The sequence below is a fragment of the Rhodoferax fermentans genome (assembly GCF_002017865.1).
GTDB lineage: Bacteria > Pseudomonadota > Gammaproteobacteria > Burkholderiales > Burkholderiaceae_C > Rhodoferax > Rhodoferax fermentans.
The window spans coordinates 120,683-142,418 of record NZ_MTJN01000002.1 but is presented as its reverse complement, the minus strand read 5'-3'; the positions used below and the strand labels follow the sequence as shown (position 1 = coordinate 142,418).

The 21,736-nt window shown below is 61.9% G+C and carries 20 protein-coding genes; 11 read left to right on the top strand and 9 right to left on the bottom strand.

The window, feature by feature from the left end:
• Positions 1–171 precede the first annotated feature (171 nt).
• Complete coding sequence (locus tag RF819_RS00705) at positions 172–1,026, top strand: fumarylacetoacetate hydrolase family protein (protein WP_078363199.1); 855 nt, start codon at positions 172–174, stop codon at positions 1,024–1,026.
• A gap of 374 nt (positions 1,027–1,400) precedes the next feature.
• Positions 1,401–2,036 (top strand): hypothetical protein, encoded by a 636-nt coding sequence (locus RF819_RS00700; protein ID WP_078363198.1) that lies wholly within the window; start codon positions 1,401–1,403, stop codon positions 2,034–2,036.
• 273 nt (positions 2,037–2,309) lie between these two features.
• Here the strand turns inward: RF819_RS00700 and RF819_RS00695 are convergent, their stop codons facing one another.
• From RF819_RS00695 to RF819_RS00670, 6 genes are all read right to left on the bottom strand, one after another.
• Positions 2,310–3,713, bottom strand: coding sequence for a sulfate adenylyltransferase subunit 1 (locus RF819_RS00695; protein WP_078363197.1), 1,404 nt, complete (start codon positions 3,711–3,713; stop codon positions 2,310–2,312).
• 195 nt (positions 3,714–3,908) lie between these two features.
• Complete coding sequence (gene cysD / locus RF819_RS00690; RefSeq protein WP_078363196.1) at positions 3,909–4,880, bottom strand: sulfate adenylyltransferase subunit CysD; 972 nt, start codon at positions 4,878–4,880, stop codon at positions 3,909–3,911.
• Positions 4,877–5,623, bottom strand: a complete 747-nt coding sequence (locus RF819_RS00685) for a phosphoadenylyl-sulfate reductase (RefSeq protein ID WP_078363195.1) — start codon at positions 5,621–5,623, stop codon at positions 4,877–4,879. Before RF819_RS00685 ends, cysD begins: the two co-directional genes overlap by 4 nt.
• Positions 5,620–6,003 (bottom strand): DUF934 domain-containing protein, encoded by a 384-nt coding sequence (locus RF819_RS00680; RefSeq protein WP_078366698.1) that lies wholly within the window; start codon positions 6,001–6,003, stop codon positions 5,620–5,622. Before RF819_RS00680 ends, RF819_RS00685 begins: the two co-directional genes overlap by 4 nt.
• A 31-nt stretch (positions 6,004–6,034) precedes the next feature.
• A complete protein-coding gene (locus tag RF819_RS00675) occupies positions 6,035–7,855 on the bottom strand; it encodes a nitrite/sulfite reductase (protein WP_078363194.1) in 1,821 nt (606 codons plus the stop codon).
• Between the two features lie 73 nt (positions 7,856–7,928).
• A complete protein-coding gene (locus tag RF819_RS00670) occupies positions 7,929–8,720 on the bottom strand; it encodes a sulfite exporter TauE/SafE family protein (protein ID WP_078363193.1) in 792 nt (263 codons plus the stop codon).
• Between the two features lie 201 nt (positions 8,721–8,921).
• On the opposite strand from RF819_RS00670, the gene RF819_RS00665 reads away from it, so the two are divergent.
• Entirely contained in the window at positions 8,922–9,887 is a 966-nt protein-coding gene (locus RF819_RS00665) for an alpha/beta hydrolase (protein WP_078363192.1), read from the top strand.
• A 63-nt stretch (positions 9,888–9,950) separates the two neighbouring features.
• On the opposite strand, the gene RF819_RS21220 is transcribed toward RF819_RS00665, so the two are convergent.
• Entirely contained in the window at positions 9,951–10,121 is a 171-nt protein-coding gene (locus RF819_RS21220; RefSeq protein WP_158081212.1) for a hypothetical protein, read from the bottom strand.
• A gap of 167 nt (positions 10,122–10,288) precedes the next feature.
• The gene (locus RF819_RS00660) at positions 10,289–12,574 is read right to left on the bottom strand and encodes a heavy metal translocating P-type ATPase (RefSeq protein WP_078363191.1); all 2,286 of its coding nucleotides are present in this window, start codon (positions 12,572–12,574) and stop codon (positions 10,289–10,291) included.
• Between the two features lie 79 nt (positions 12,575–12,653).
• On the opposite strand from RF819_RS00660, the gene cadR reads away from it, so the two are divergent.
• From cadR to RF819_RS00630, 6 genes are all read left to right on the top strand, one after another.
• On the top strand, positions 12,654–13,085 hold the full coding sequence (cadR, locus tag RF819_RS00655; protein ID WP_078366697.1) for a Cd(II)/Pb(II)-responsive transcriptional regulator: 432 nt from the start codon (positions 12,654–12,656) through the stop codon (positions 13,083–13,085).
• An 86-nt stretch (positions 13,086–13,171) separates the two neighbouring features.
• Positions 13,172–13,603, top strand: a complete 432-nt coding sequence (locus RF819_RS00650; protein ID WP_078363190.1) for a GNAT family N-acetyltransferase — start codon at positions 13,172–13,174, stop codon at positions 13,601–13,603.
• Between the two features lie 9 nt (positions 13,604–13,612).
• Positions 13,613–14,131, top strand: a complete 519-nt coding sequence (locus tag RF819_RS00645; protein WP_078363189.1) for a ClbS/DfsB family four-helix bundle protein — start codon at positions 13,613–13,615, stop codon at positions 14,129–14,131.
• Between the two features lie 64 nt (positions 14,132–14,195).
• On the top strand, positions 14,196–14,726 hold the full coding sequence (locus RF819_RS00640) for a GNAT family N-acetyltransferase (RefSeq protein ID WP_078363188.1): 531 nt from the start codon (positions 14,196–14,198) through the stop codon (positions 14,724–14,726).
• A gap of 151 nt (positions 14,727–14,877) precedes the next feature.
• Positions 14,878–15,798 (top strand): agmatinase, encoded by a 921-nt coding sequence (gene speB, locus RF819_RS00635; protein WP_078363187.1) that lies wholly within the window; start codon positions 14,878–14,880, stop codon positions 15,796–15,798.
• Positions 15,799–15,807: 9 nt separating this feature from the next.
• A complete protein-coding gene (locus RF819_RS00630; protein WP_078363186.1) occupies positions 15,808–17,112 on the top strand; it encodes an NAD(P)/FAD-dependent oxidoreductase in 1,305 nt (434 codons plus the stop codon).
• A 79-nt stretch (positions 17,113–17,191) separates the two neighbouring features.
• Here the strand turns inward: RF819_RS00630 and pdxR are convergent, their stop codons facing one another.
• Positions 17,192–18,667: a MocR-like pyridoxine biosynthesis transcription factor PdxR gene (pdxR, locus tag RF819_RS00625; protein ID WP_078363185.1), complete on the bottom strand. Its 1,476-nt coding sequence runs from the start codon at positions 18,665–18,667 to the stop codon at positions 17,192–17,194.
• A 184-nt stretch (positions 18,668–18,851) separates the two neighbouring features.
• Here pdxR and RF819_RS00620 point away from each other — a divergent pair, with 184 nt between their 5' ends.
• Both RF819_RS00620 and RF819_RS00615 read left to right on the top strand, forming a co-directional pair.
• Positions 18,852–20,219, top strand: a complete 1,368-nt coding sequence (locus RF819_RS00620; RefSeq protein WP_078363184.1) for a glutamine synthetase family protein — start codon at positions 18,852–18,854, stop codon at positions 20,217–20,219.
• 56 nt (positions 20,220–20,275) lie between these two features.
• On the top strand, positions 20,276–21,685 hold the full coding sequence (locus tag RF819_RS00615) for an aspartate aminotransferase family protein (protein ID WP_078363183.1): 1,410 nt from the start codon (positions 20,276–20,278) through the stop codon (positions 21,683–21,685).
• Positions 21,686–21,736 lie beyond the last annotated feature (51 nt).

The window sequence follows — 21,736 nt, the reverse complement described above, 5'->3', positions numbered from 1 at the left end:
TGCCTTCATCCCTTATTCAATAAGGGCTGATAGCTCTTGAAATAAGAGCAATTCAAGCGCCTGTCTGTGACCACGCAGCAGGCGCTTTTTGCTGCTTGGCCCCAAACCCAGTGTTGTGACAGAGCGCGGGCCTAAACTTGTCCTTATGTTTTGGAAAGGACGGCAAACCCCATGAAGTTGTTGCGTTATGGCCCGGCGGGCCAGGAAAAACCCGGTGTGCTGGATGCCAATGGCCAGGTGCGGTCTTTGAGTGCCTTGGTGGACGACATTGGCGGCACCAGCTTGTTGCCCGAGCGTCTGGCGCACCTGCGCAGCCTGGACCTGAGCAGCTTGCCGTTGGTGCCCGGTGTGCCGCAGCAGGACCTGCGCCTGGGTCCGTGTGTCGCCCATGTGGGCAAATGCATCTGCATTGGCCTCAACTATGCCGACCATGCTGCCGAGTCCGGTATGCCGGTGCCGCCCGAGCCGGTGGTGTTTGGCAAGTGGACCAGTGCCCTCAGTGGCCCGGATGACGCGGTACACATCCCACGGGGTTCCCTCAAAACCGACTGGGAGGTCGAGCTGGCGGTGGTGATCGGGCAGGGCGGAAGCCATATTGCAGAAGCCGATGCCATGCAGCATGTGGCCGGTTACTGCGTGATGAACGATGTGTCCGAGCGCGATTTCCAACTCAACCGCAGCGGCACCTGGGACAAGGGCAAGGGGTGCGACAGCTTCGGCCCGCTGGGTCCGTGGCTGGTGACAGCTGACGAGGTGCCCAACCCGCAGGCGCTGTCACTGTGGCTGGAGGTGGACGGCCACCGCTACCAAAACGGCAGCACAGCCACCATGGTGTACCAGGTGCCGTTCCTGATCAGCTACCTGAGTCGGTTCATGAGTTTGCAGCCTGGCGACGTGATCTCCACCGGCACCCCACCCGGTGTGGGCATGGGCCAGAAGCCTCCGGTCTACTTGCGTGCGGGTCAGACCATGCGCTTGGGTGTTGAAGGTTTGGGCATTCAGACGCAGCGGGTGGTGCAGGGGTAGGGGCTTGTCCGTAAACGACAGGCTGTATCTAGGTATGTACCAGCAATGGCGGTGGTCCATGTGTACTCAGGCGGCGGGCCTCTGACGCGCTTCGCTTTGCGACATCGGCCCCTGTCTGAGTCCACATGACCTGAGAGCAGGGAGGGTTTTGTGGCTAATATCGTTTGAGACTGGGTGCTGGCGCCCGGATAACCGGGTATCTGAACGGTTGTTGAACGACTCCAATGCAGCGTCAGGAGTCATTCGGTACGATGGTCATGATTCCCCCCTCCATCGCTGCACGCAGTTGCTGATAGCCGCAGCTGCAACGACTCGCGGCTCAGTCGGGGCGGGGAAATCCCTTTTGTTCGTTAAGCATCTGAAAGGAAAATGCTGTGCTACTGCAGAACACCGTTGACCCCTGGTCAAACCTTCGCCGCGACAAGAACCGGATCGTTCAGTTCATGGGCAACCGTGGAGTAGTTCATGATCAGTTCAGAGAAGTGAAGAAGACTTGGGATAGAAAGCGCTGGATTTTCTGCGTCAAGGATTTCAAGGGAATTGATCGACGCCCACTCTTCAAGACGCAACCGTTCAGCTATTCAGAGCTCTTCTTCCTCGATGAAGCAACGGCCTACGCGGCTGGGCATCGCCCCTGCAACGATTGTCGCAAGGCAGAGTTGGCAGTTTTTAAGGAGCTTTGGGCGAGTTTTCCTGAAAGCCTGAATAGTTCGATGTCAATCGGTGTCAAGGAGATTGACTCGCAACTCCATAGCGAACGTATTGACGGACAGAGGAAGAAAGCGACCTATCGGGCCAGCCTGGATTCACTGCCACCGGGCGCAATGTTCTCTCTCGATGGTCATGCCTATCTGGTTCGGCTACACGGCGTCCGTATTTGGAGTTCATCGGGCTACTCGAATACCACCTTGACTCCAGATGTAGATGTAGACGTACTGACCCCGAAGTCGATAATGCAGTTGATCCGACTTGGACTCCCCGTACAGGTTCATGAAAGCGCTGATGCCTAACATCAGTCAGGTCCTGCTCTTGGCAGCCAAGATCCCAATGGCTTCTGTCAGCCTGTTGTCGCTGTTCAGGCCCGCATCCAACGGTGCGAATATTCGGTTGTTGGCTCCATTGAAATGCTGCATATTTGGTAGCTTTGTGCCAACGCAAGACGTGGGCTAGAGGCATGTTTTGTTCAGACCAGCCATGACGCTCTGACTGGCCCGAGGGCTGCGCCACCCAGCGAGTTCACCAGGCAGCGCACGGCAAGTCGCGATGCCTTTGCCGCGTCCCTGTCACCCATTCACCAACACAGCCCCCGCTGTCCGGTGGGTGGCGGTGTCCACCAGCACCAGCGAGCCCAGCACACGCGACTGGGCGAATGGCAGGGCGGCAATCGGTTCTTGCAGCAGCAGCTCGATGTGGCCGATGCTGTTGGCGGGCAAGGTGTCGGCGTTTTCTTCGGCCAGGGTGTTGATGTCCAGGCGGTGCACCACGCGTTTAACACGCGCCTTGACCCAGCGGTGGCCGTGAAGCGCCCAGTAAACGCGGCCGGCGACCAGTGGTTCGTCGTCCATCCAGGCGACGGTGGCGCTGATTTCGCGGCTGGGTGGCAGGCTGGTGGCGGTGGGTGTATCAGCAAAGTCGTCATCAGAAGTGATAGCGGCAGGAGCAGGCGGCACCGGGGCTAGCAGCCAATCACCGCGTGACACATCCACTTCACGGTCGAGCACGACACCGGCGCTGTGACCGGCCTGCACGATGCCGGGCTTGCGTGTGGTGCCCAGCACCTGGGCCACCGTGGCGGTCTGGCCGCTGGGCAGCACTTTGACCTGCTGGCCAATTTGGGCCACACCGTTGGCAACCCGGCCCCAGAAAATGCGGCGGCCTTGGGAGGTGTCGGACGAGCTGCTGAATTTTTCGACCCACTGCACCGGGAAGGCAAAGGGCAGCGCGGTGTCGGCGGGGGTCACTGGCAGCAGTTCCAGAATGTCGAGCAGGCTCGGGCCGGTGTAGCCGCACCAGCCCTCTGCCGCGTCCACCACGTTGTGGCCTTTGAGGGCGGAAATCGGCACGATGGTGGTCACTTCAATGCCAGCAGCCTGCGCAAACTTTTCCAGCGCGCCCCGGATGTGGGTGAACGCGACAGTGGCCTGGCCAGCGGTTTCAGGTTTGGCGGCGTCTTCGAGGGCGTCGAGTTTGTTGACGGCGAAGACGATGCTGGGCACACGCAGCAGTTGGCACAGCAGGCTGTGGCGGCGGGTTTGGGGCAGCAGGCTCAAAGCTGGGTCTTGCCACTGCAGTTTGGTGGCGTCGACCAGCACCACGGCGGCGTCGGCGCTGCTGGCGGCGGTGACCATGTTGCGGGTGTATTGCTCGTGGCCGGGGGCGTCGCCGATGATGAATTTGCGCTCGGCGGTGTTGAAGTAGCGGTAGGCCACGTCGATGGTGATGCCTTGTTCACGCTCGGCGCTCAGGCCGTCGGTGAACTGCGCCAAATCGGCTTCGCCGCTTTTGGAGACGTTGGCGAGTTGGTCTTGCAGCACACTTTTGCTGTCGAGCAGCAGGCGGCCAATCAAGGTGCTTTTGCCGTCATCGACGCTGCCGCAGGTGATGAACTTGAGGGCGGATTGTTGGTCAAATGGGCCATTAGTCCTTGTATTGTCTGGGCTAGTCGCTACTGATGTTGTAGTGTTCATTGCAGTCGTTCCAGTTGGATTCATTTCGTTGGCGCTCGGCGGGGTGATTGGGGTAGGTGACCGGGCTTTGGGGTGAAAGGCGCGCGTCTGAAGTGGTGGTGGGTTGCAACGTCGGTTTCGCGTGTGTTTTCACCCCAAAACCGCATGCACATGCCCCAGTCGCTGCGCCGGGTAGAACCCCCAAAGCCATGGCCATCAGAAGTAACCGTCCTTCTTGCGCTTCTCCATCGACGCCTCGGAGGTTTTGTCGTCCATGCGTGTGGCGCCGCGTTCACTCACGTCGGCGGCCAGGGTTTCGTGCACGATCTGCTCGGGTGTGGCGGCCAGGCTTTCCACCGGGCAGGTGCAGGTGATGTCGCCCACGGTGCGAAAGCGCACGTCGCGCAGCTCGGCTACTTCGCCGGGCTTCAGGGGGGTGAGTTCAGTCACCGGCACCAGCAGTCCCTTGCGTTCGACCACCTCGCGTTTGTGCGTGTAGTAGAGCGAGGGCAGGGCGATCTGTTCGCGTTCGATGTATTGCCACACGTCCAGCTCGGTCCAGTTGCTGATGGGGAACACACGGAAATGTTCGCCGGGTTGCAACTTGGTGTTGAACAGCGTCCAGAGTTCGGGGCGCTGGTCTTTGGGCTGCCATTGGCCGAAGCTGTCGCGGTGGCTGAAGATGCGTTCCTTGGCGCGGGCTTTTTCCTCGTCGCGGCGGGCGCCGCCAATCAGTGCGTCAAAGCGGAATTCTTCGATGGCTTCGAGCAGCGTGACCGACTGGTGCACGTTGCGGCTCTCACCCGGGTGCGCCAGGCGCACGGTGCCGCGCGCCATCGAGTCTTCGACGCTGCGCACGATCAGATCGGCACCGAGTTCTTTGGCGCGGAAGTCGCGGAAGTCGGTCACTTCGTGGAAGTTGTGGCCGGTGTCGATCATCAGCAGCGGGTAGGGAATCTTGCCGCCGGTGGCAGGGGTTCCAAAGGCTTTTTCGGCGCACTTGAGCATCACCAGCGAGTCCTTGCCGCCCGAGAACAGCAGCGTGGGGCGCTCGAAGGCGGCGGCCACTTCGCGCAGGACAAAGATGGTTTCTTCTTCCAGCGCGTCCAGGTGGGCGTTGCTCAGATGGTCGGGGCGGTGGTGTGTCGTCATGGCTTGCAAAAGTTCGGGTGGGGTGCGGGTGTTCATGCGGCGGCCTTGTCTTTGACGTGCAGGCCACATTCCTTGGCGGTTTCGTCCTCCCACCACCAGCGTCCGGCGCGGAAGTCTTCTCCCATGCTGATGGCGCGGGTGCAGGGTGCGCAGCCGATGCTGGGGTAAAACTGGTCGTGCAAGGGGTTGTAGTCCACCTTGTTTTCGGCAATGTAGAACCAGACGTCGCCCCAGGTCCAGTTGGCCAGGGGGTTGAGCTTGGTGATCTTGGCATCGCTGCTGTCGATGAGCGGCACCTCGGCGCGGGCGCCGGACTGTTCGCGGCGCAGGCCGGTGACCCAGGCGGCTTTGCCAGCCAGCGCGCGGCCCAGCGGCTCCATCTTGCGGATGTGGCAGCAGACTTTGCGCAACTCGATGCTTTTGTACATCGCGTCTTTGCCTTCACGGTCCACAAACTGCACCACCGACTCGGTCACCGGGGTGAACACCTCAACCGGCGCACGGGAGGTGGCTTTGAGGCGGTCCAGCAAAGCCAGTGTTTCTGGGTGCAACTGGCCGGTTTCCAACACAAAAATGCCGATGTTCAGCTGCAACTGGTTGATCAGGTGGGCCAGCACCATGTCTTCAGCGCCCAGGCTGCAGGCCAAGGTGATGCGTGATGCGCCACCGGGGGCGCTGGCCGCGTGGTCGCGTGCTGCCTGTTGCAACAGCACGCTGGTCTCTGCCAGCTTGTCGGCATAGGTGCTGGAGGCGCGAGCGTTGAGGTCGATGGCGCTCATGCTTGGGACCCGGTGAAATGGGGTTGGGGGTGCGCTGCGTCACCTTGGTAGAAGTCGGCAAACAGCGCCAGCGCGCGTTCGGCGGCGGCCAGGCTCTGGTCAGCGCGCAACACCGCAGCATCAAAGCCGCTGCGCTGCATCAGCTGCAGTTGGTCCACCAGCACATCACCGGTGGCGCGCAACTCGCCTTTGAAACCGAGCCGACGGCGCAACAAAAACGCCTGGCTGTAGGCGCGGCCATCGGTGAACTTGGGGAAGTGCAGGTCGATGCGCTCGATCCCGTCCAGGTTGACCTCGGCCGGGTTGGCGTCGTTCGCTATTTTTAAGACATTTGGGCCTGTAGCCCTTGCCTGGTCAGCGTCAGCAGCTATCAATTTAATGGATTTGTTCATGGCGTGTGGGAGCAGCTGCTCAGTCGGTCAAGGCGTCGGCGCTGTTGAGGTGCACGTTGAGCACCTGGCCTGCGTCGCGGGTTTCGTGGCGGGCGGCGTTGCCCGCCGCTTTGAAGGGGTCGAGCCCGAGGCGGCGCACGCAGCTGATGAAGTTCTCACCGGGGGTGCGTGCTGTGCGATAGGTGTCGAGCAGAGCCTCGACCACATCGGCCACCTCACTGGCGGCAAACGAGGGGCCAATCACCTTGCCGGGGATGGCGTCGCCGCTCAGCGCGCTGCCGTCAGAGCCGCCGAGCGACACCTGGTACCACTCGCGCCCGTCCTTGTCGACACCCAGCACACCGATGTGGCCGCTGTGGTGGTGGCCACAGGAGTTGATACAACCGCTGATGTGCAAGTCGATCTCGCCCAGGTCAAACAACTCGTCGAGGTCCTGGAAGCGTTCGGTGATGGCCTCGGCAATTGGGATGGAGCGGGCATTGGCCAGCGCGCAGAAGTCACCACCCGGGCAGGCAATGATGTCGGTCAGCAGGCCGATATTGGGCCGGGCCAGGCCCAGCGCGCGGGCGGCTTGCCAGAGTGCGGGCAGGTCGCTGGCACGCACCCAGGGCAAGAGCAGGTTTTGTTCATGGCTGACGCGGGCTTCACCGGCGCTGAAACGGTCGGCCAGGTCGGCCGCGGCATCGAGCTGGTCGGCCGAGGCATCCCCCGGGGCCAGGCCCAGGCGTTTGAACGACAGGGTCACCGCGCGCAAAGCCGGGTATTTGTGGCCCTTGACGTTTTGTTGTAACCAGCGCTGGTATTCGGCTTGGTCTTTGGTTGACAGCGTCGCAAGGATCGACTCGGCGGCAGCGCTTGTGTCGTCCAGCGTGATGCTTGGCGCCTTGAAGCAGGCGGTCACTCGATCCAGCTCGGCCTGCGGGATGGCGTGTTGGCCACCGTCGTGCGCCAGAATGGCCTGGTACTCGGCTTCGACCTCGTCAAAATAACGCTGGCCTTCAGCTTTGACCAAAATCTTGATGCGGGCTTTGTACAGGTTGTCGCGGCGGCCAAAACGGTTGTAGACGCGCACCACGGCTTCGAGGAAGTTGAGGATCTGGTTCCATGGCACAAACTCGCGGATGGTGCGGCCAATGATCGGTGTGCGGCCCATGCCACCACCGACCAACACCTTGAAACCGACCTCACCCTGGTCGTTGTGGATCAGGTGCAGGCCCACGTCATGCCAGGCGGTGGCGGCACGGTCTTCCGCCGCGCCCGAGACGGCAATCTTGAACTTGCGCGGCAGGAAAGCAAACTCGGGGTGCAGGGTGCTCCACTGGCGCATGATTTCGCAGTAGGGGCGTGGGTCGATGTGTTCGTCGGGCGCAATGCCGGCCAGCGCGTCACCGGTGATGTTGCGGATGCAGTTGCCACTGGTCTGGATGCCGTGCATGTCGACACTGGCCAGCAGCTCCATCACGTCGGCACTCTTGTCCAAGGCAATCCAGTTGAACTGCACGTTTTGCCGCGTGGTGAAGTGGCCGTAACCCACGGCCAGGCTCTGGGTGCCGAGTTCGGCCTGTTTGCTCAGTGCGGTGCCCAGCACCTCGGCGCTGGGCTGGTCGTAGTCGCGGGCAATCTTGGCCAGCACACGCAACTGGCGGCTGGCCAGTTCGCCATAAGGCACAGCCACACGCAGCATCGGTGCGTAGCGTTGCACATACCAGCCGTTTTGCAGGCGCAGCGGGCGAAAGTCCTCGTCTTTGAGCTCACCTGCAAGGTGGCGTTGCAGCTGGTCGCGGTACTGCGCGGCGCGCTGCTGGACGAATTGGCGGTCAAAGTCGGTGTAGTGGTACATGGTAAGAGTGAAATCCGGCTTGAGCCCTTGTATGGATTGAGCGGTTAGCTATAAATAGATGAGTTTAAAGGGGTCAGATGGTGATCAGCTTGGCACCGGCATACGCCAGCAGCAGCGACAACAGGGAGCGGATCAAACGCTCCGGCACCCGCACCATGAAGTGGGAGCCCAGCCAGATACCCGGCAGGGAACCCGCCAGCAGCAGACCAAGCATGCGCCAGTCTACCGAACCCAGCGAGGCGTGCCCCAGCCCGGCCACCAGCGTGAGCGGCACCGCGTAGGCAATGTCGGCCGCCACAATGCGCGATAGCGGCAACATCGGGTACAGCAGCATCAACACGGTGACGCCAATGGCTCCTGCGCCGACCGAGGTGAGCGACACCAGCGTGCCAATCAAAGCACCAAACAGCAGCGGCAGGCTCCAGTGGCGGGCAGTGGTGGCCAGGGTTTCCTGCCCGGCGCTGATCTTTTGCGGTGCGGTTTTGCCACGCAGCGCTTTGTAGAGTGTGGCAGCAGCCGTGAGCAGCAGGGCGACACCCAGGGTGGTGGTCATCCAATGCTGAACCTGCGGGTTGGCCGGGCCGATGTTTTTGAGCACCCAGAGGGTGGCCAGCGCCGCCGGGATGCTGCCCGCCGACAGGTGTACCACCACACGCCAGGGCACCAGGCCCGAGCGCGCCGTTTTGACCGTGCCGCCCATCTTGGTGAACGCGGCAAACAGCAGGTCGGTGCCCACTGCCATATAGGGCTTGACACCAAAGGCAAAAATCAGGATCGGCGTCATCAAGGAGCCACCGCCCACCCCGGTCAAACCGACCACGGTGCCGACCACAAAACCCGCCACAATGAATGCGATGTCAAACATAGGCGCGTACTGTACGGGTGAACCGATATGTATCAAACGACATTGTGGTGATGTGCTTATATGGATATGTGTCTAAGCTGGTGTTGGCGAGGTGACGGGTAGCTTCCCTGGCCATCGCCGTGCCACGCCAGGCGGCCCACCAACACCTTGCCACTTTGGCAGGACAATCGCGCCCCATTGCTTTGCTACGCGCCTCATTCCATGCCCCACCACCACCGAAACCCCCGCAGTTTGCTGACCCCCGCCATGCATAGTGTGCTGGACCGCATGGCCCGCGCCAGCAAGTTGCCCTTGCATGCGCTGAGCCCGGCCCAGGCGCGTCTGGCGTATGAAGTGGGTGCCAACGTGCTGGAGATCAGCCCGGTCAAGCTGCCCCGCGTGGAGAGTTTCACGGTGCCCACACGTGATGGTTATGAACTGCCTGTGCGTTTGTACGCACCCGCTCAGGTGGAAGGCGCGCCGCTGCCGGTGTTGGTGTTTTTTCACGGTGGCGGTTTTGTGGTGGGCAGCATTGCCACCCACGACAGCCTGTGCCGCAGCTTGAGCCATTTGGCGCAGTGTGCGGTGTTGTCGGTGGGGTACCGGCTGGCGCCCGAGTTTCTTTTTCCGGTGGCCTTTGATGACGCCTGGGACGCTGTGCACTGGGTGTTTCAGCAGGGCGCGGAGGTCGGCCTGGACACCCGGCGCATCGCTGTGGGTGGTGACAGTGCCGGCGGCACGCTGGCGGCGGTGTGTGCGCTGCAGGCGCGTGATGTTGGCTTGCCGTTGGCCTTGCAGTTGCTGATTTACCCGGGCTGCTCAGCGCGGCAGGAGATGCCCTCACACAAGACTTTTGGCCAGGGTTTTCTGCTGGAGAAGGCCCACATCGACTACTTTTTCAAGCTGTTCCTGCGCAGAGAGGCCGACCGCGACGACTGGCGTTTTGCGCCGCTGCTGGCCGACGATGTGGCAGGTGTGGCGCCAGCCTGGGTGTGTCTGGCCGAATGTGATCCGCTGGTGGATGAGGGCCTGCTCTACGCCGACCGCCTGCGCGCCGCCGGGGTCGCTGTGGACCTGGAGCTGTACCGCGGTGTGGTGCACGAGTTCGTGAAAATGGGGCGCGCCATTCCCGAGGCACGCCAAGCCCACCAAGCGGCCGCACGGGCGCTCAAACAGGTCTTTGGCTGAAGTGTGGGATGGTGGTAACGCTGATTGTGTTTGCCACCACAGGCCCCAAGCAGGCCAGTCGGACTATTTTTGCTTGGATGCGGGCAAGGGCACAGCCAAGGCGGCAAAAAACGCCACCAGGTCCAGCAAATGCCAGATGTTGGGCAAGTGGTGTGAGGCCACGTAGGCGCCGACCAGGCTGAGAAGCACCGTGGCCAGGAAAAACCGTGGGACGATTTGATTGTTGTTTGCCATTGTGTGTCCTTTGAAAGCGATGTTCCCGAGATCAGACCTCATGACTTGTGGGTCACAGTGCGATCTGTCCACCATCAAGTTTCATTTTGACATTTGATCTCTCTGGTGAACAAATGCTGAGGCAGGAGTTTACTGCTTGGCCACCGGTTTGGTGGCCGCTGAGCGCCTCACTTGCGCAACAGTCGCAGCCCGTTGCCCACCACCAGCAGGCTGGCACCCACATCGGCAAACACCGCCATCCACATGCTGCCGTTGCCGCTCAGCGTCAGCACCAGAAACACCAGCTTGATGCCCAGCGCCAGCACGATGTTCTGCACCAGCAGGCTGTGGGTGTCGCGCGACAGGCGCACAAAACGCGGCAGTTTGCGCAGGTCGTCGTCCATCAGGGCCACGTCGGCGGTCTCAATCGCGGTGCCGGTGCCCGCCGAACCCATGGCAAAACCGATGTCAGCGCGTGCCAGCGCCGGGGCGTCGTTGATGCCGTCCCCCACCATGCCAACCAGACCACCCTGGCCGATCAGTTGTTCAATGGCCTGGCGTTTGTCCTCGGGCAGCAGGTCACCTCGTGCCTCGGTGATGCCAGCTTGCACCGCAATGGCCCGTGCGGTGTGGGCGTTGTCACCGGTGAGCATCAGGGTTTGGATGCCCAACGCATGCAACTCGGCTATGGCCTCGCGGCTGCTGTCCTTGAGGCTGTCGGCCACCGCAAACAGGCCATGCACCTGCTGCTCATCGGTGAGCAGGATGACGGTTTTGCCCTGTTCTTCCAGGACCGACAGCTGGGCCTCCAGCGCGTCAGAGCAGCGCCCCTGTTCGTGGATCAGGCGGTGGTTGCCCAGGTGGTAGAGCTTGCCGTTGATGACACCTTGGGTGCCGCGCCCCGGCAGGGCTTCAAAGTGGCTCACCTCACGCAAGGCCACACCGTCACGCTGCGCCGCCTCCAACAAGGCGCGTGACACTGGGTGGTCAGAGCGTTGGGCCAGGCTGGCGGCCAGGCTGCGCACATGGGTTTCGTCATACCCGTTGAGCACCACAAAATCGGTCTGTATTGGCTTGCCATGGGTGAGGGTGCCGGTTTTGTCGAGCGCCAGCCAGCGCAGCTTGCGGCCCTGTTCCAGATACACCCCGCCTTTGACCAGGATGCCCTTGCGTGCCGCTGCCGCCAAGCCACTGACGATGGTCACCGGGGTGGAGATCACCAACGCGCACGGGCAAGCGATCACCAGCAAGACCAGCGCCTTGTAGACCCAGTCCAACCAGTCTGCGCCGGTCAGCAAAGGCGGCAAGACGGCCACCAGCAACGCCAAGGCAAACACCACCGGGGTGTAGATGCGGGCAAACTGGTCCACAAAACGCTGGGTCGGTGCCCGGGCGCCTTGGGCGGCTTCCACCGCATGGATGATGCGGGCCAAGGTGCTGTCATTGGCGGCGGCGGTCACGCTGTAGTCAAACGAACCCGAGGTGTTGAGGGTGCCGGCAAAAACCTCATCCCCCACCGTTTTGTCCACCGGCAGGCTCTCACCGGTGATCGGTGCCTGGTCAATGCTGGAGCGCCCGCTGAGGATGCGCCCATCGAGCGCAATGTGTTCACCGGGTTTGATGCGCACCTGGGCGCCCACGGGCACCGACTTGGCCTCGACCTCCAGCCAGGTGCCGTCAGCTTGCAACACCGTGGCGCGCTCAGGCGTGAGTTGCATCAGGCCACGGATGGCGTTGCGCGCCCTGTCCAGCGATTTGGCTTCGATCAGCTCGGCCACGGTGAACAGCACCATCACCATCGCGGCCTCGGGCCACTGGCCAATCAGCAGCGCGCCGGTGACGGCGATGCTCATCAGGGCGTTGATGTTGAGGTTGCCATTGCGCACCGCAATCCAGCCTTTTTTGTACGTGGTGAGACCACTGGCCAGCACCGCCACCAGGGCCAGCGTCGCCACCAGCCAGGCGGGGGCGCCTGCCCAATGCAGGGCCTCGGAGCCCAAAGCGGCCAAGCCACCCAGGGCCAGTGGCCACCAGGGTTTACTCGGCTCTGGTGCGGGTTCCTCGTGCGCTGTGGCGCTGCTGGCCAGCTCGGGTGTGAAGCCCAGGGAGCGCACCGCGTCCAGAATGGGTTCGATGGCCGTGGGTGCATGGGTGACGGTCAAGACACGCTGCATCAGGTTGAAGTCCAATTGCGTCACACCCGCCATGCCACCTAGCTTCTTTTGCAGCAGGGCTTCTTCGGTGGGGCAATCCATTTGCAGGATACGGATGGGCGTTTGCACCAGTTGGCCATCGGCCACTGTCTGGCTGGCGGCAACTGGTGCCAAGGGTGCTTGGCTGGTGTGCGCAGCACCACAACAGGCCCCGCCACTGCCGCATCCATGGTCATTGGATTCGCCATGGTGATGATGGCCATGCTCGTGATCGTGACCATGTGTGTGGTCGTGTGAATGGGGTGTGTCCAGCGGCGGCATACAGGCTTTCAAGAGTGTTGTCCTGTATTAGGCAAGCTGAAGTTACTATAGAGTCAAGTGGTTTTTGGGAGTGCCCATTTTGAAAATAGGTGAATTGGCGCAGGTGGCGCAATGTTCGGTGGAAACCGTGCGTTATTACGAGAAAGAAGGGCTGTTGCCCGAGCCAGGCCGCACCTCGGGCAACTTCCGGGTCTACGGGCCGCAGCACCTGGAGCGCCTGCGTTTTATCCGCAACTGCCGCGCCCTGAGCATGAGCCATGAGGAAATCCACGCCTTGCTGAGCCTGGTGGACCATCCGGCGCAAGACTGCGGTGCGGTCAACGCGGTATTTGACGAGCACATGGCCCATGTGGATGAGCGCATCCGTGAACTCTGCCAGCTCAAACAACAACTCACCGATTTGCGCCAGCGCTGCCAGTCGGAGCAGGCGGTGGCGAGTTGCGGCATCCTGCACGGCTTGGCGGCCATGGAAACCGAGCCAAAATCAGAGCGGCACACCCATTTGGGATAAGGGCTGCAGCCGTTTTTAACAGATGGTTGAACCCTCCGCTGGCCAAGTGCTTTCAACCCATCCGTCACCCATCAACAGGAGTATTTGTGGCAATTGTTTGGTCTGAGTCCCTCACCGCCCTGGATTGGCAGGAGCTGGAAAACCTGTACCGCGTGGCCCCGCTGGGCAACAAAAACGCCAGGGATCTGGAAACCGTTTTTCGCAACAGCCGTTACCACTGCTTCGCGCATGAAGATGGCAAGCTGGTGGCGGCCGGGCGGGCCTTGGCCGACGGTGTGGACACCAGCTACATCTGTGATGTGGCGGTGCTGCCCTCGCACCAGAGTTTGGGCCTGGGCAAAGAGGTGGTCCAGCGCCTGATGAAGCTCTCAGCTGGCCACAAGAAGATCCTGCTGTACGCGGTGCCCGGCAAGGAGGGCTTTTATCAAAACTTCGGATTTCTTCGTATGCGCACCGCCATGGCGGTGTTTGAGAACCCGGCGCAGGCCATTGAGCGCGGGCATGTGTTTCCTGATTGACGGTTTGTTATGCCTTTGCCCACCAGCCAACAAGAACTCCTGAGCCGTTTTGACACGGCGTACCAGAAGCTGCGCGAAGAGATCAGTCGCGTGCCCGATGAACTGAGCCGCGCGCCGCAACTCGAAGGCGGGATGTGCCTGTGTGACCTGATGGCCTACCAGATTGGTTGGGGTCGGCTTGTGTTGCAGTGGGAGGCGCGGGAGCAGGCGGGCCAGCCGGTCGAGATGCCTGCGCCCGGTTTTAAATGGAACCAGTTGGGGGCTTTGGCCCAGTCCTTTTACCTGCACTCGCGCGATGATTCTGCGGCGCAGTTGTTGGCGCAATTCGATGCCCTGGCATCGGACTTGCGTTCTTTCATCGCTGCCAGCAGTGACACTTTTTTGTTCGATGTCGGGCAACGTCAGTGGGCGGGTGCCAAGTGGCCGGTGGTGAAATGGCTGCAGGTCAACACCATTGCACCCTACGACAGCGCCCGCGCCAAGCTCAGAAAGTGGCAAAAATCACGGCTGGCAACACCCACCCCGTGACCAGACACCGGTGCTTTGGTCACCGGGCCAAAGGCTTTTTTCTCAATCTTCTTTTTGTTTTGCCATGTATTCGATCCGCAAACTGCACCCCAGCGATTCCCTGCTGGAACTCACCGAGCTGTTACACGCCGCCTACGCCCGTTTGGGCGCCTTGGGCCTGAATTACACCGCTGTAGACCAAAGCCCCGAAGTGACCGCCGAGCGCATCGCAGGCGGCCAATGTTATGTGGCTGAGCAGGATGGCCAACTGGTGGGCACGGTGGTGGTCAAGCCAACCTATGCCACCAACGAGTGTGACTATTTCACCCGGCCGGGCGTGGCGGCCGTGCACCAGTTTGCGGTGGCCCCCGGCCTGCAGGGGCAGGGCATTGGGCGGGCCTTGTTGCAGGTCTGTGAACAGTGGGCCACCGAACAGGGTTTTCATGAGCTGGCGATGGACACCGCCGAGCAGGCCACCCACCTGATCAAGCTGTACACCAGCCTGGGTTATCTGCCGGTGAGTTCGGTCCAGTGGACGGGCAAGGTGTACCGCAGTGTGGTGCTCAGCAAAGTGTTGTCCGAACAAGCGGCTTCGCTGGTGATGTCTGAGGGCTGAATCGGGCCACAGCGTGGCCCAGTGGATTGCCACTGGCGTGCCAAATTGGCACCTTCGGCTGCTTCTGAATTGCCGACACTACGGTGCCACGCACAAGGCGCTTGTTTCGGCCTGAGACCCGCCAAATACTTTTTGTTGCAAGGACCCAACCATGACTGCCATCCGTTTTGCCTACGCGGCCCAGACCAGCCGTTTTCTCGCGGCCCCCGAACTGGCGGCGCAGCCTTTTGCGCTGGTGGGAGTGCCTTTTGACGGCGCGGTGACCAACCGGCCCGGTGCCCGTTTTGGCCCGCAAGCGATTCGCAGCGCCAGCCTGATGTTGTGTGACGGCATCCACCCGTACTTCAATGTGACACCGCTTGGGTTCCTGGGCGATGGTTATGACATGGCCCTGCCCAATGCCTCACCGCTGGTGGAGGTGCGCCAGCAGATCCAGGCGCAGGCGGCCGCGCTGATGGGGCAGCACCATTGTGTGTTTCTGGGGGGCGACCATTCGGTGACTTTGCCACTGCTGCGCGCCGCCCATGCGCAATTTGGTCCGCTGGCGCTGGTGCATTTTGATGCTCACTGCGACACCTGGGTTGACCACTTTGGTGAACCCTCGGGCCACGGCACCTGGACCTATGAGGTCATTCAGGAAGGCCTGGTCAGCCCGCAACACACGGTGCAGATTGGCCTGCGCTCCAGTGGTGAACGGGCAGCGCGTGAGTATGTGCAAGACCAGGGTGGGCTGATATTTGACGCCCGCAGCCTGCGCGGCCGTGATGGCGCGGGACTGGCCCCGGTGGTGGCGCAGATCCGCGAGCGCATCGGCAATCGCCCGTGTTACCTGACGCTCGACATCGACTGCCTGGACCCGGCGTTTGCCCCCGGCACCGGCACGCCGGAGCCCGGCGGGATGACCAGCTCGCAGGTGCTCACGCTGCTCGAAGAACTCAGCACGCTCAACATGGTGGGCATGGACTGTGTAGAAGTGGCCCCGGCCTACGACCATGCCGAACTCACCAGCACGGCAGCGGCGAGCTTTGTCTGGACCTACCTGTGTGGCCAGATCGCCAAACGCGTTGGATAGGAGGACACCATGGCCTTGCTCAACTCGGATACCCAGCTCAACCAGAACAGTTATTACGAAGCCAGCGTCTCGCGGCCCCCAGCCCAGCCTGCGCTGAGCGAGAGTCTGTCGGTGGATGTGCTGGTGGTGGGCGCCGGGTTTGCCGGTCTGTCGGCCGCCATCGAGTTCGCACGCCGGGGGTATTCGGTGGTGGTGCTCGAGGCCGACCGGATCTGCAGCGGTGCCTCCGGGCGCAACGGCGGCCAGGTGATTGTGGGTTATGCCAGTGGGCAGGAGGTGTTCGAACAACAACTCGGCCCCGATCTGGCGCGCCAGGCCTGGGACATGTCACTCGACGCGGTGCGCCTGGTGGACGAGCGGGTGCGTGACTTTGGCATCGACTGTGATCTGGTCAAGGGTTATTTGCATGTGGCGGACTGCCCGCGCAAGGCCCGCGCGCTCGAAGAAGATGCTGCCACCATGGCCAAAAACTATGGTTTTGCCAGCGAGGTGGCAGCTGGCGCCGATGTGCAGCGTTTTATCCAGAGCCCACGTTATGCGGCCTGCGCGTTCGAGTCGGTGTCGGGCCATGTACACCCGCTTAAATACGGCCTGGGTCTGGCACAAGCGGCCCAAAGCCTGGGGGTGCGGATCTGTGAACACAGCGCGGTGCTGCGCTTGCGGCGTGGCAAAACACTGACGGCGCAAACGGCCCAAGGCAGCGTTACCGCCCGTTTTGGTGTGCTGGCAGGCAACTACGCTTTGCCCGAATTCGGCCCCCAGGTGGCACCGGAGTTGAGCGCACGCATGATGCCGGTGGGCACCTACATCATTGGCACGGCCCCGCTGGGCGCCGAGCTGTGCCGCCAACTGATTCCGAGTGACGCGGCGGTGTGTGACAACAATTTCATCCTGGACTACTACCGCTTCAGCGCTGACCACCGCATGTTATTTGGCGGGCGGGTCAGCTACACCACGCGCACGCCTGCCAACCTGAAAGAGACGATGACGCAGCGCCTTGGGCAGATTTTTCCGCAGCTGAAAAACGCGTCCATTGAGTATGTCTGGGGTGGTTTTGTGGACATCAGCATGAACCGCGCGCCCGACTTTGGCCGCCTCGGTGACAACCTGTATTACCTGCAGGGCTTCAGCGGCCACGGTGTGGCCCTGACCGGGCTGGCCGGGCAACTGGTGGCGCAGACCGTGGCCGGGCAAGCCGAGTCCTTTGATGTGTTTGCCAAGCTGCGCCACCTGCCTTTCCCGGGTGGCCCGCTGTTGCGCACCCCCAGCCTGGTGCTGGGCACGCTGTACCACCGTTTGCGCAACGCTTTCTGATGTTTTTGTGCTCTGGCCCTTGTTTGATAAGGGCTGGTAGCTATCAAAAGCAAAGTATTGTGTTGGGCAGCGCAGGCACTCAGGCTGGAGCCCGGTGGGCCAAAGCCTGCTGCACCACCTGCGCCAGCACCGGCCCAAACCGTTGGATCTGCGCCAGTGGTGCGTAGCCATAACCAATCACCAGACCCCGCAGGTCGCGGCGCTTGAGGCAGTAGGCCGACAGCGGCCGCACCACCAGACCGAGCTTGCCGAGTTGCCTGGCCAGCGCCTGGTCATCCAGGTGGTCGGGCAGGCGCACACACAGGTGCAAGCCCTGTTCGGCGCCGGTGATGCGCGCGCGTGTGCCCAGGCAGGGCTGCAAGGCTTCGAGCAGGCAGTGGCGGCGCTGGGCGTAACTCTGGCGCGCCTTGCGCAGGCAAGCCGCAAAGTGGCCCATGTCGATGAACTCGGCCAGAGCCGCCTGCACCGGCATCTGGCCCGGGCGGTTGAGGTCGTAGTGGGCGGCCTTGAAAGCCGCCGCCAGCCCCTTGGGCACCACCACGTACGCCAGCTTGAGGCCCGGGTACAGCACCTTGGAAAACGAGCCCAGGTACAGCACCCGGCCCTGGGTGTCGAGCCCGGCCAGCGAGGCAATGGGTGGCCCGCTGAAACGGAACTCGCTGTCGTAGTCGTCCTCCAGCACCCAGGCCTGGTGTTCATTGGCCAGCGACAGGATCTGGTGGCGCCGCTCCAGTGACATCACCGCACCGGTCGGGTACTGGTGTGATGGGGTCACGTACATCAGTCTGGGCGGCGCGTGGCGGTCATTCGCCAGGGGCGCAATGCCTTGTTCGTCGACCGGCACCGGGTGGATTTTGAGCCCGGTGGCCATGAAGGCTTTGCCCGCGCCCCAGTAGGCCGGGTCTTCCAGCCAGACGGTGTCACCCTGGTCGGCCAGCAGTTGTGCGCACAACTCCAGCGACTCCTGGGTGCCGCTGGTGATGATGACCTGGTCCAGATCGAGCGCCACGCTGCGAAACATGTGCAGGTAGTCGGCCACTGCTCGGCGCAGCGGGGCATAACCACCGCTGCTGCTGTAGTCCAGCATGTCGGGGTAGGTCATGCGCCAGTGTTTGTTCTGCAGGCGCTGCCACAGCGCCACCGGGAACGCGCTGAAATCGGCAATGCCCGGGGTGAAGGGCTGGATCTCCAGCTCGCTGGCGCAAAAGTGTTTGCCCAGCGCCTGGCCGCGGTGTGACAGCTGTTGTGCCGGGTGGCTGGTTTGGCGCAGGGGCCGACGCTGGCGCTGCGGAACCTTGGCGCTGACAAAGGTGCCACTGCCCACCCGGCTCACCAGGTAACCCTCGACCGTGAGCTGGGTCAGGGCCGCCACCACGGTGTTGCGCGACAGGCCCAGGTCCTGAACCAGATCGCGGCTGGAGGGCAGGCGTTCTTCCGGGCTGAGCTTGTTCTCCAGAATGGCGCGGCGCAGCGCCTCGTACAACTGCCGGTGTAAGGGCAGCCGGTCTTGCGGGTTCAGGCGGCTGAGTTCGCTCAGCAGGAATTCGGACAACATGGCGCGTTGGCGGGTCAAAGCCCGGTTACAGTGGGTTCAGGGTCGAGCTCGGGGCTGTGATGCCCACTTTAACAAGTGGCACCTTTGATTTGAATCAAATGGCCCTGATTTTGAGCCAATTCAGCCCCCACAATGTGCCAGCAGACTGTGTTCAACCGAGTACAGCCTGATTCAGGAGAGTTCCATGACTGACAAAAAATCGATGAATTTCAATGATTTGGAGCAATGGCTCAACGAGCGGCGGGTCACCGAGGTGGAATGCCTGGTGCCCGACTTGACCGGTGTGGCGCGTGGCAAGATCCTGCCGCGTGGCAAGTTCACCGAAGACCGTGGCATGCGCCTGCCGCAGTCGGTGGTGGCGATGGGGGTAACCGGCGAGTTCCCCGAGAGTGGTCCGTATTACGACGTGATCGACCCCACCGACCGTGACATGCAGCTGCGCCCCGACCCGAGCACCGTGCGCATCGTGCCCTGGTCCACCGACCCCACCGCGCAGGTGATCCATGACTGTTTTGACAACCAGGGCAACCTGGTGCCGTTTGCGCCACGCAGTGTGTTGCGCCGGGTGTGTGATCTGTTTGCCGCAGAAGGCCTGCAGCCGATCGTGGCGCCCGAACTCGAGTTCTACCTGACCGCGCGCAACACCGACCCCAACACCTTGCTGCGCCCGCCAATTGGCCGCAGTGGCCGCGCCGAGACCTCGCGCCAGGCCTACAGCATCGACGCGGTCAACGAGTTCGACCCGCTGTTTGAAGAAATCTACGACTACTCCGACAAGATGGAGCTCAACGTGGACACCTTGATCCACGAAATTGGCGCGGGCCAGATGGAGATCAACTTCTTCCACGCCGAACCCCTGGGCCTGGCCGACGAGGTGTTTTTGTTCAAACGCACGGTGCGTGAATCGGCCCTGCGCCACGACATGTACGCCACCTTCATGGCCAAACCCATCGCTGGTGAACCCGGCAGCGCGATGCATGTGCACCAGAGCATTTTGAACAAGGAGAGTGGCAAAAACATCTTCAGCAACCCCGACGGCACACCGTCGGAGGCGTTCATGCACTACATCGGCGGTTTGCAGCGCTACATCCCGGCGGCGATGGTGTTGGTGGCTCCCTATGTCAACAGCTACCGCCGCCTGTCACGCAACACCGCCGCACCGATCAACATCGAGTGGGGCTATGACAACCGCACCGTGGGCATCCGCTCCCCGATCTCGTCGCCCGCCGCGCGCCGTGTTGAAAACCGGGTGATTGGTGCCGACGCCAACCCCTATGTGGCGCTGGCGATGACCCTGGCCTGCGGTTACCTGGGCCTCAAGAACAAGATCAAACCCAAGGCCGAGATGAGAGGGGACGCCTATTTGTCACCCTATGCCTTGCCGCGCAGCCTGGGCGACGCGCTGGAGTGGTTGCGCCGCGAGTCCGAGTTGCACGACGTGCTGGGCAAGGAGTTCATCACCGTCTACTCCGAGATCAAGGAACTGGAGTTTGAGGAATTCATGAAAGTGATCTCACCCTGGGAGCGTGAACATTTGCTATTGCATGTATAGCTGTATGCCCTTGATGTAAAAGGGCTAGAACCCATTTTTTGATAAGGATGTGAACCATGAACACACACAGCACCGCTGAGCAGCTGAGCACCCGCGAGATCCAGGCGCTTGACAGCGCCCACTTCATTCACCCGTTCACCGACCATGGTGACCTGGCCACCCGTGGTGCGCGTGTGATCACCCGCAGCGACGGCATTTACATCTGGGACTCCGAAGGTGAAAAACTGCTGGATGCGATGAGTGGCCTGTGGTGTGTGAACGCCGGGTATGGCCGCAAGGCGCTGGCCGAGGCGGCTTACGAGCAGATGATGACCCTGCCGTTCTACAACAGCTTTTTCCAGACCACCAATGTGCCGGCGGTCAAGCTCGCCACCCGGCTCGCCGCGCTGGCGCCCAAGGTGGGCGACCGCAGTTTTGAGCATGTGTTTTTCTCAAGCAGCGGCTCTGAGAGCAATGACTCGAACGTGCGCATGGTGCGCCGTTATTGGGATTTGCTGGGTCAGCCGCAGCGCAAGGTCATCATCAGCCGCCACAACGCCTACCACGGCAGCACCATGGCCGGTGCCTCGCTCGGTGGCATGAGTGGCATGCACGCGCAGGGTGATCTGCCAATCCCGAACATCACCCACATTGGCCAGCCTTACTTTTTTGAAGACGGCAAACCGGGCGAGACGGCCGACGCGTTCGGTGTCCGCGCTGCGGGTTGGCTGGAAGACAAGATTCTGGAAGTGGGGCCCGACAAGGTGGCGGCTTTTATTGCCGAGCCGATCCAGGGCGCCGGTGGGGTGATCATCCCGCCCGCCACCTATTGGCCCGAAATCCAGCGCATCGTCGACAAATACGGCATTTTGCTCATCAGCGACGAGGTGATCTGCGCCTTTGGCCGGCTGGGCCATTGGTTTGCCTACGAGCGTTTTGGTTACAAGCCAGATCTGGTGACCTTTGCCAAGGCGGTGACCAGCGGTTACATCCCGCTCGGTGGGGTGATGGTGGGCAACCGTGTGGCCAAGGTGCTGATCGAGCAGGGCGGCGAGTTCAACCACGGCTACACCTACAGCGGCCACCCGGTGGCCTGCGCGGTGGCGCTGGCCAACCTCGACATCATGGAGGCAGAGCAGTTGCCGCAACGGGTGCGTGGTGAGATGGGGGACTACTTTGCCAAGCGATTCCTGGCGCTCAAAGACCACCCGCTGGTGGGGGATGCCGAAACCTGCGGGTTTGTGGCGGGCCTGGTGTTGGTCAAAAACAAACAGACCAAGCAGCGGTTTAACCCTGATGACGCGGTCGGCATGATCTGCCGTGGCCACTGTTTCCGCAACGGGCTGATCATGCGTGCCGTGGGTGACCGCATGATCATCGCACCGCCTTTGACGATGACCCACGCCGACATCGACGAGTTGCTGCGCCTGATTCACCAGGCACTGGACCTGACACAAGCTGATTTGCACCAAAAAGGATTAATTTGAGTGTTTTTGGTGCATTGGGTGTTGGTGTGCTTTTTGCTAGCTATAAACTCA

Coding starts and splice junctions, on each gene's coding strand:
- RF819_RS00640 (WP_078363188.1), top strand. CDS start 14,196: ATGTATTCGATCCGCAAACTGCACCCCAGCGATTCCCTGCTGGAACTC.
- RF819_RS00675 (WP_078363194.1), bottom strand. CDS start 7,855: ATGTACCACTACACCGACTTTGACCGCCAATTCGTCCAGCAGCGCGCC.
- RF819_RS00665 (WP_078363192.1), top strand. CDS start 8,922: ATGCCCCACCACCACCGAAACCCCCGCAGTTTGCTGACCCCCGCCATG.
- RF819_RS00620 (WP_078363184.1), top strand. CDS start 18,852: ATGACTGACAAAAAATCGATGAATTTCAATGATTTGGAGCAATGGCTC.
- RF819_RS00630 (WP_078363186.1), top strand. CDS start 15,808: ATGGCCTTGCTCAACTCGGATACCCAGCTCAACCAGAACAGTTATTAC.
- RF819_RS00695 (WP_078363197.1), bottom strand. CDS start 3,713: ATGAACACTACAACATCAGTAGCGACTAGCCCAGACAATACAAGGACT.
- speB (WP_078363187.1), top strand. CDS start 14,878: ATGACTGCCATCCGTTTTGCCTACGCGGCCCAGACCAGCCGTTTTCTC.
- RF819_RS00660 (WP_078363191.1), bottom strand. CDS start 12,574: ATGCCGCCGCTGGACACACCCCATTCACACGACCACACACATGGTCAC.
- pdxR (WP_078363185.1), bottom strand. CDS start 18,667: ATGTTGTCCGAATTCCTGCTGAGCGAACTCAGCCGCCTGAACCCGCAA.
- cysD (WP_078363196.1), bottom strand. CDS start 4,880: ATGAACACCCGCACCCCACCCGAACTTTTGCAAGCCATGACGACACAC.
- RF819_RS21220 (WP_158081212.1), bottom strand. CDS start 10,121: ATGGCAAACAACAATCAAATCGTCCCACGGTTTTTCCTGGCCACGGTG.
- RF819_RS00685 (WP_078363195.1), bottom strand. CDS start 5,623: ATGAGCGCCATCGACCTCAACGCTCGCGCCTCCAGCACCTATGCCGAC.
- RF819_RS00670 (WP_078363193.1), bottom strand. CDS start 8,720: ATGTTTGACATCGCATTCATTGTGGCGGGTTTTGTGGTCGGCACCGTG.
- RF819_RS00615 (WP_078363183.1), top strand. CDS start 20,276: ATGAACACACACAGCACCGCTGAGCAGCTGAGCACCCGCGAGATCCAG.
- RF819_RS00705 (WP_078363199.1), top strand. CDS start 172: ATGAAGTTGTTGCGTTATGGCCCGGCGGGCCAGGAAAAACCCGGTGTG.
- RF819_RS00645 (WP_078363189.1), top strand. CDS start 13,613: ATGCCTTTGCCCACCAGCCAACAAGAACTCCTGAGCCGTTTTGACACG.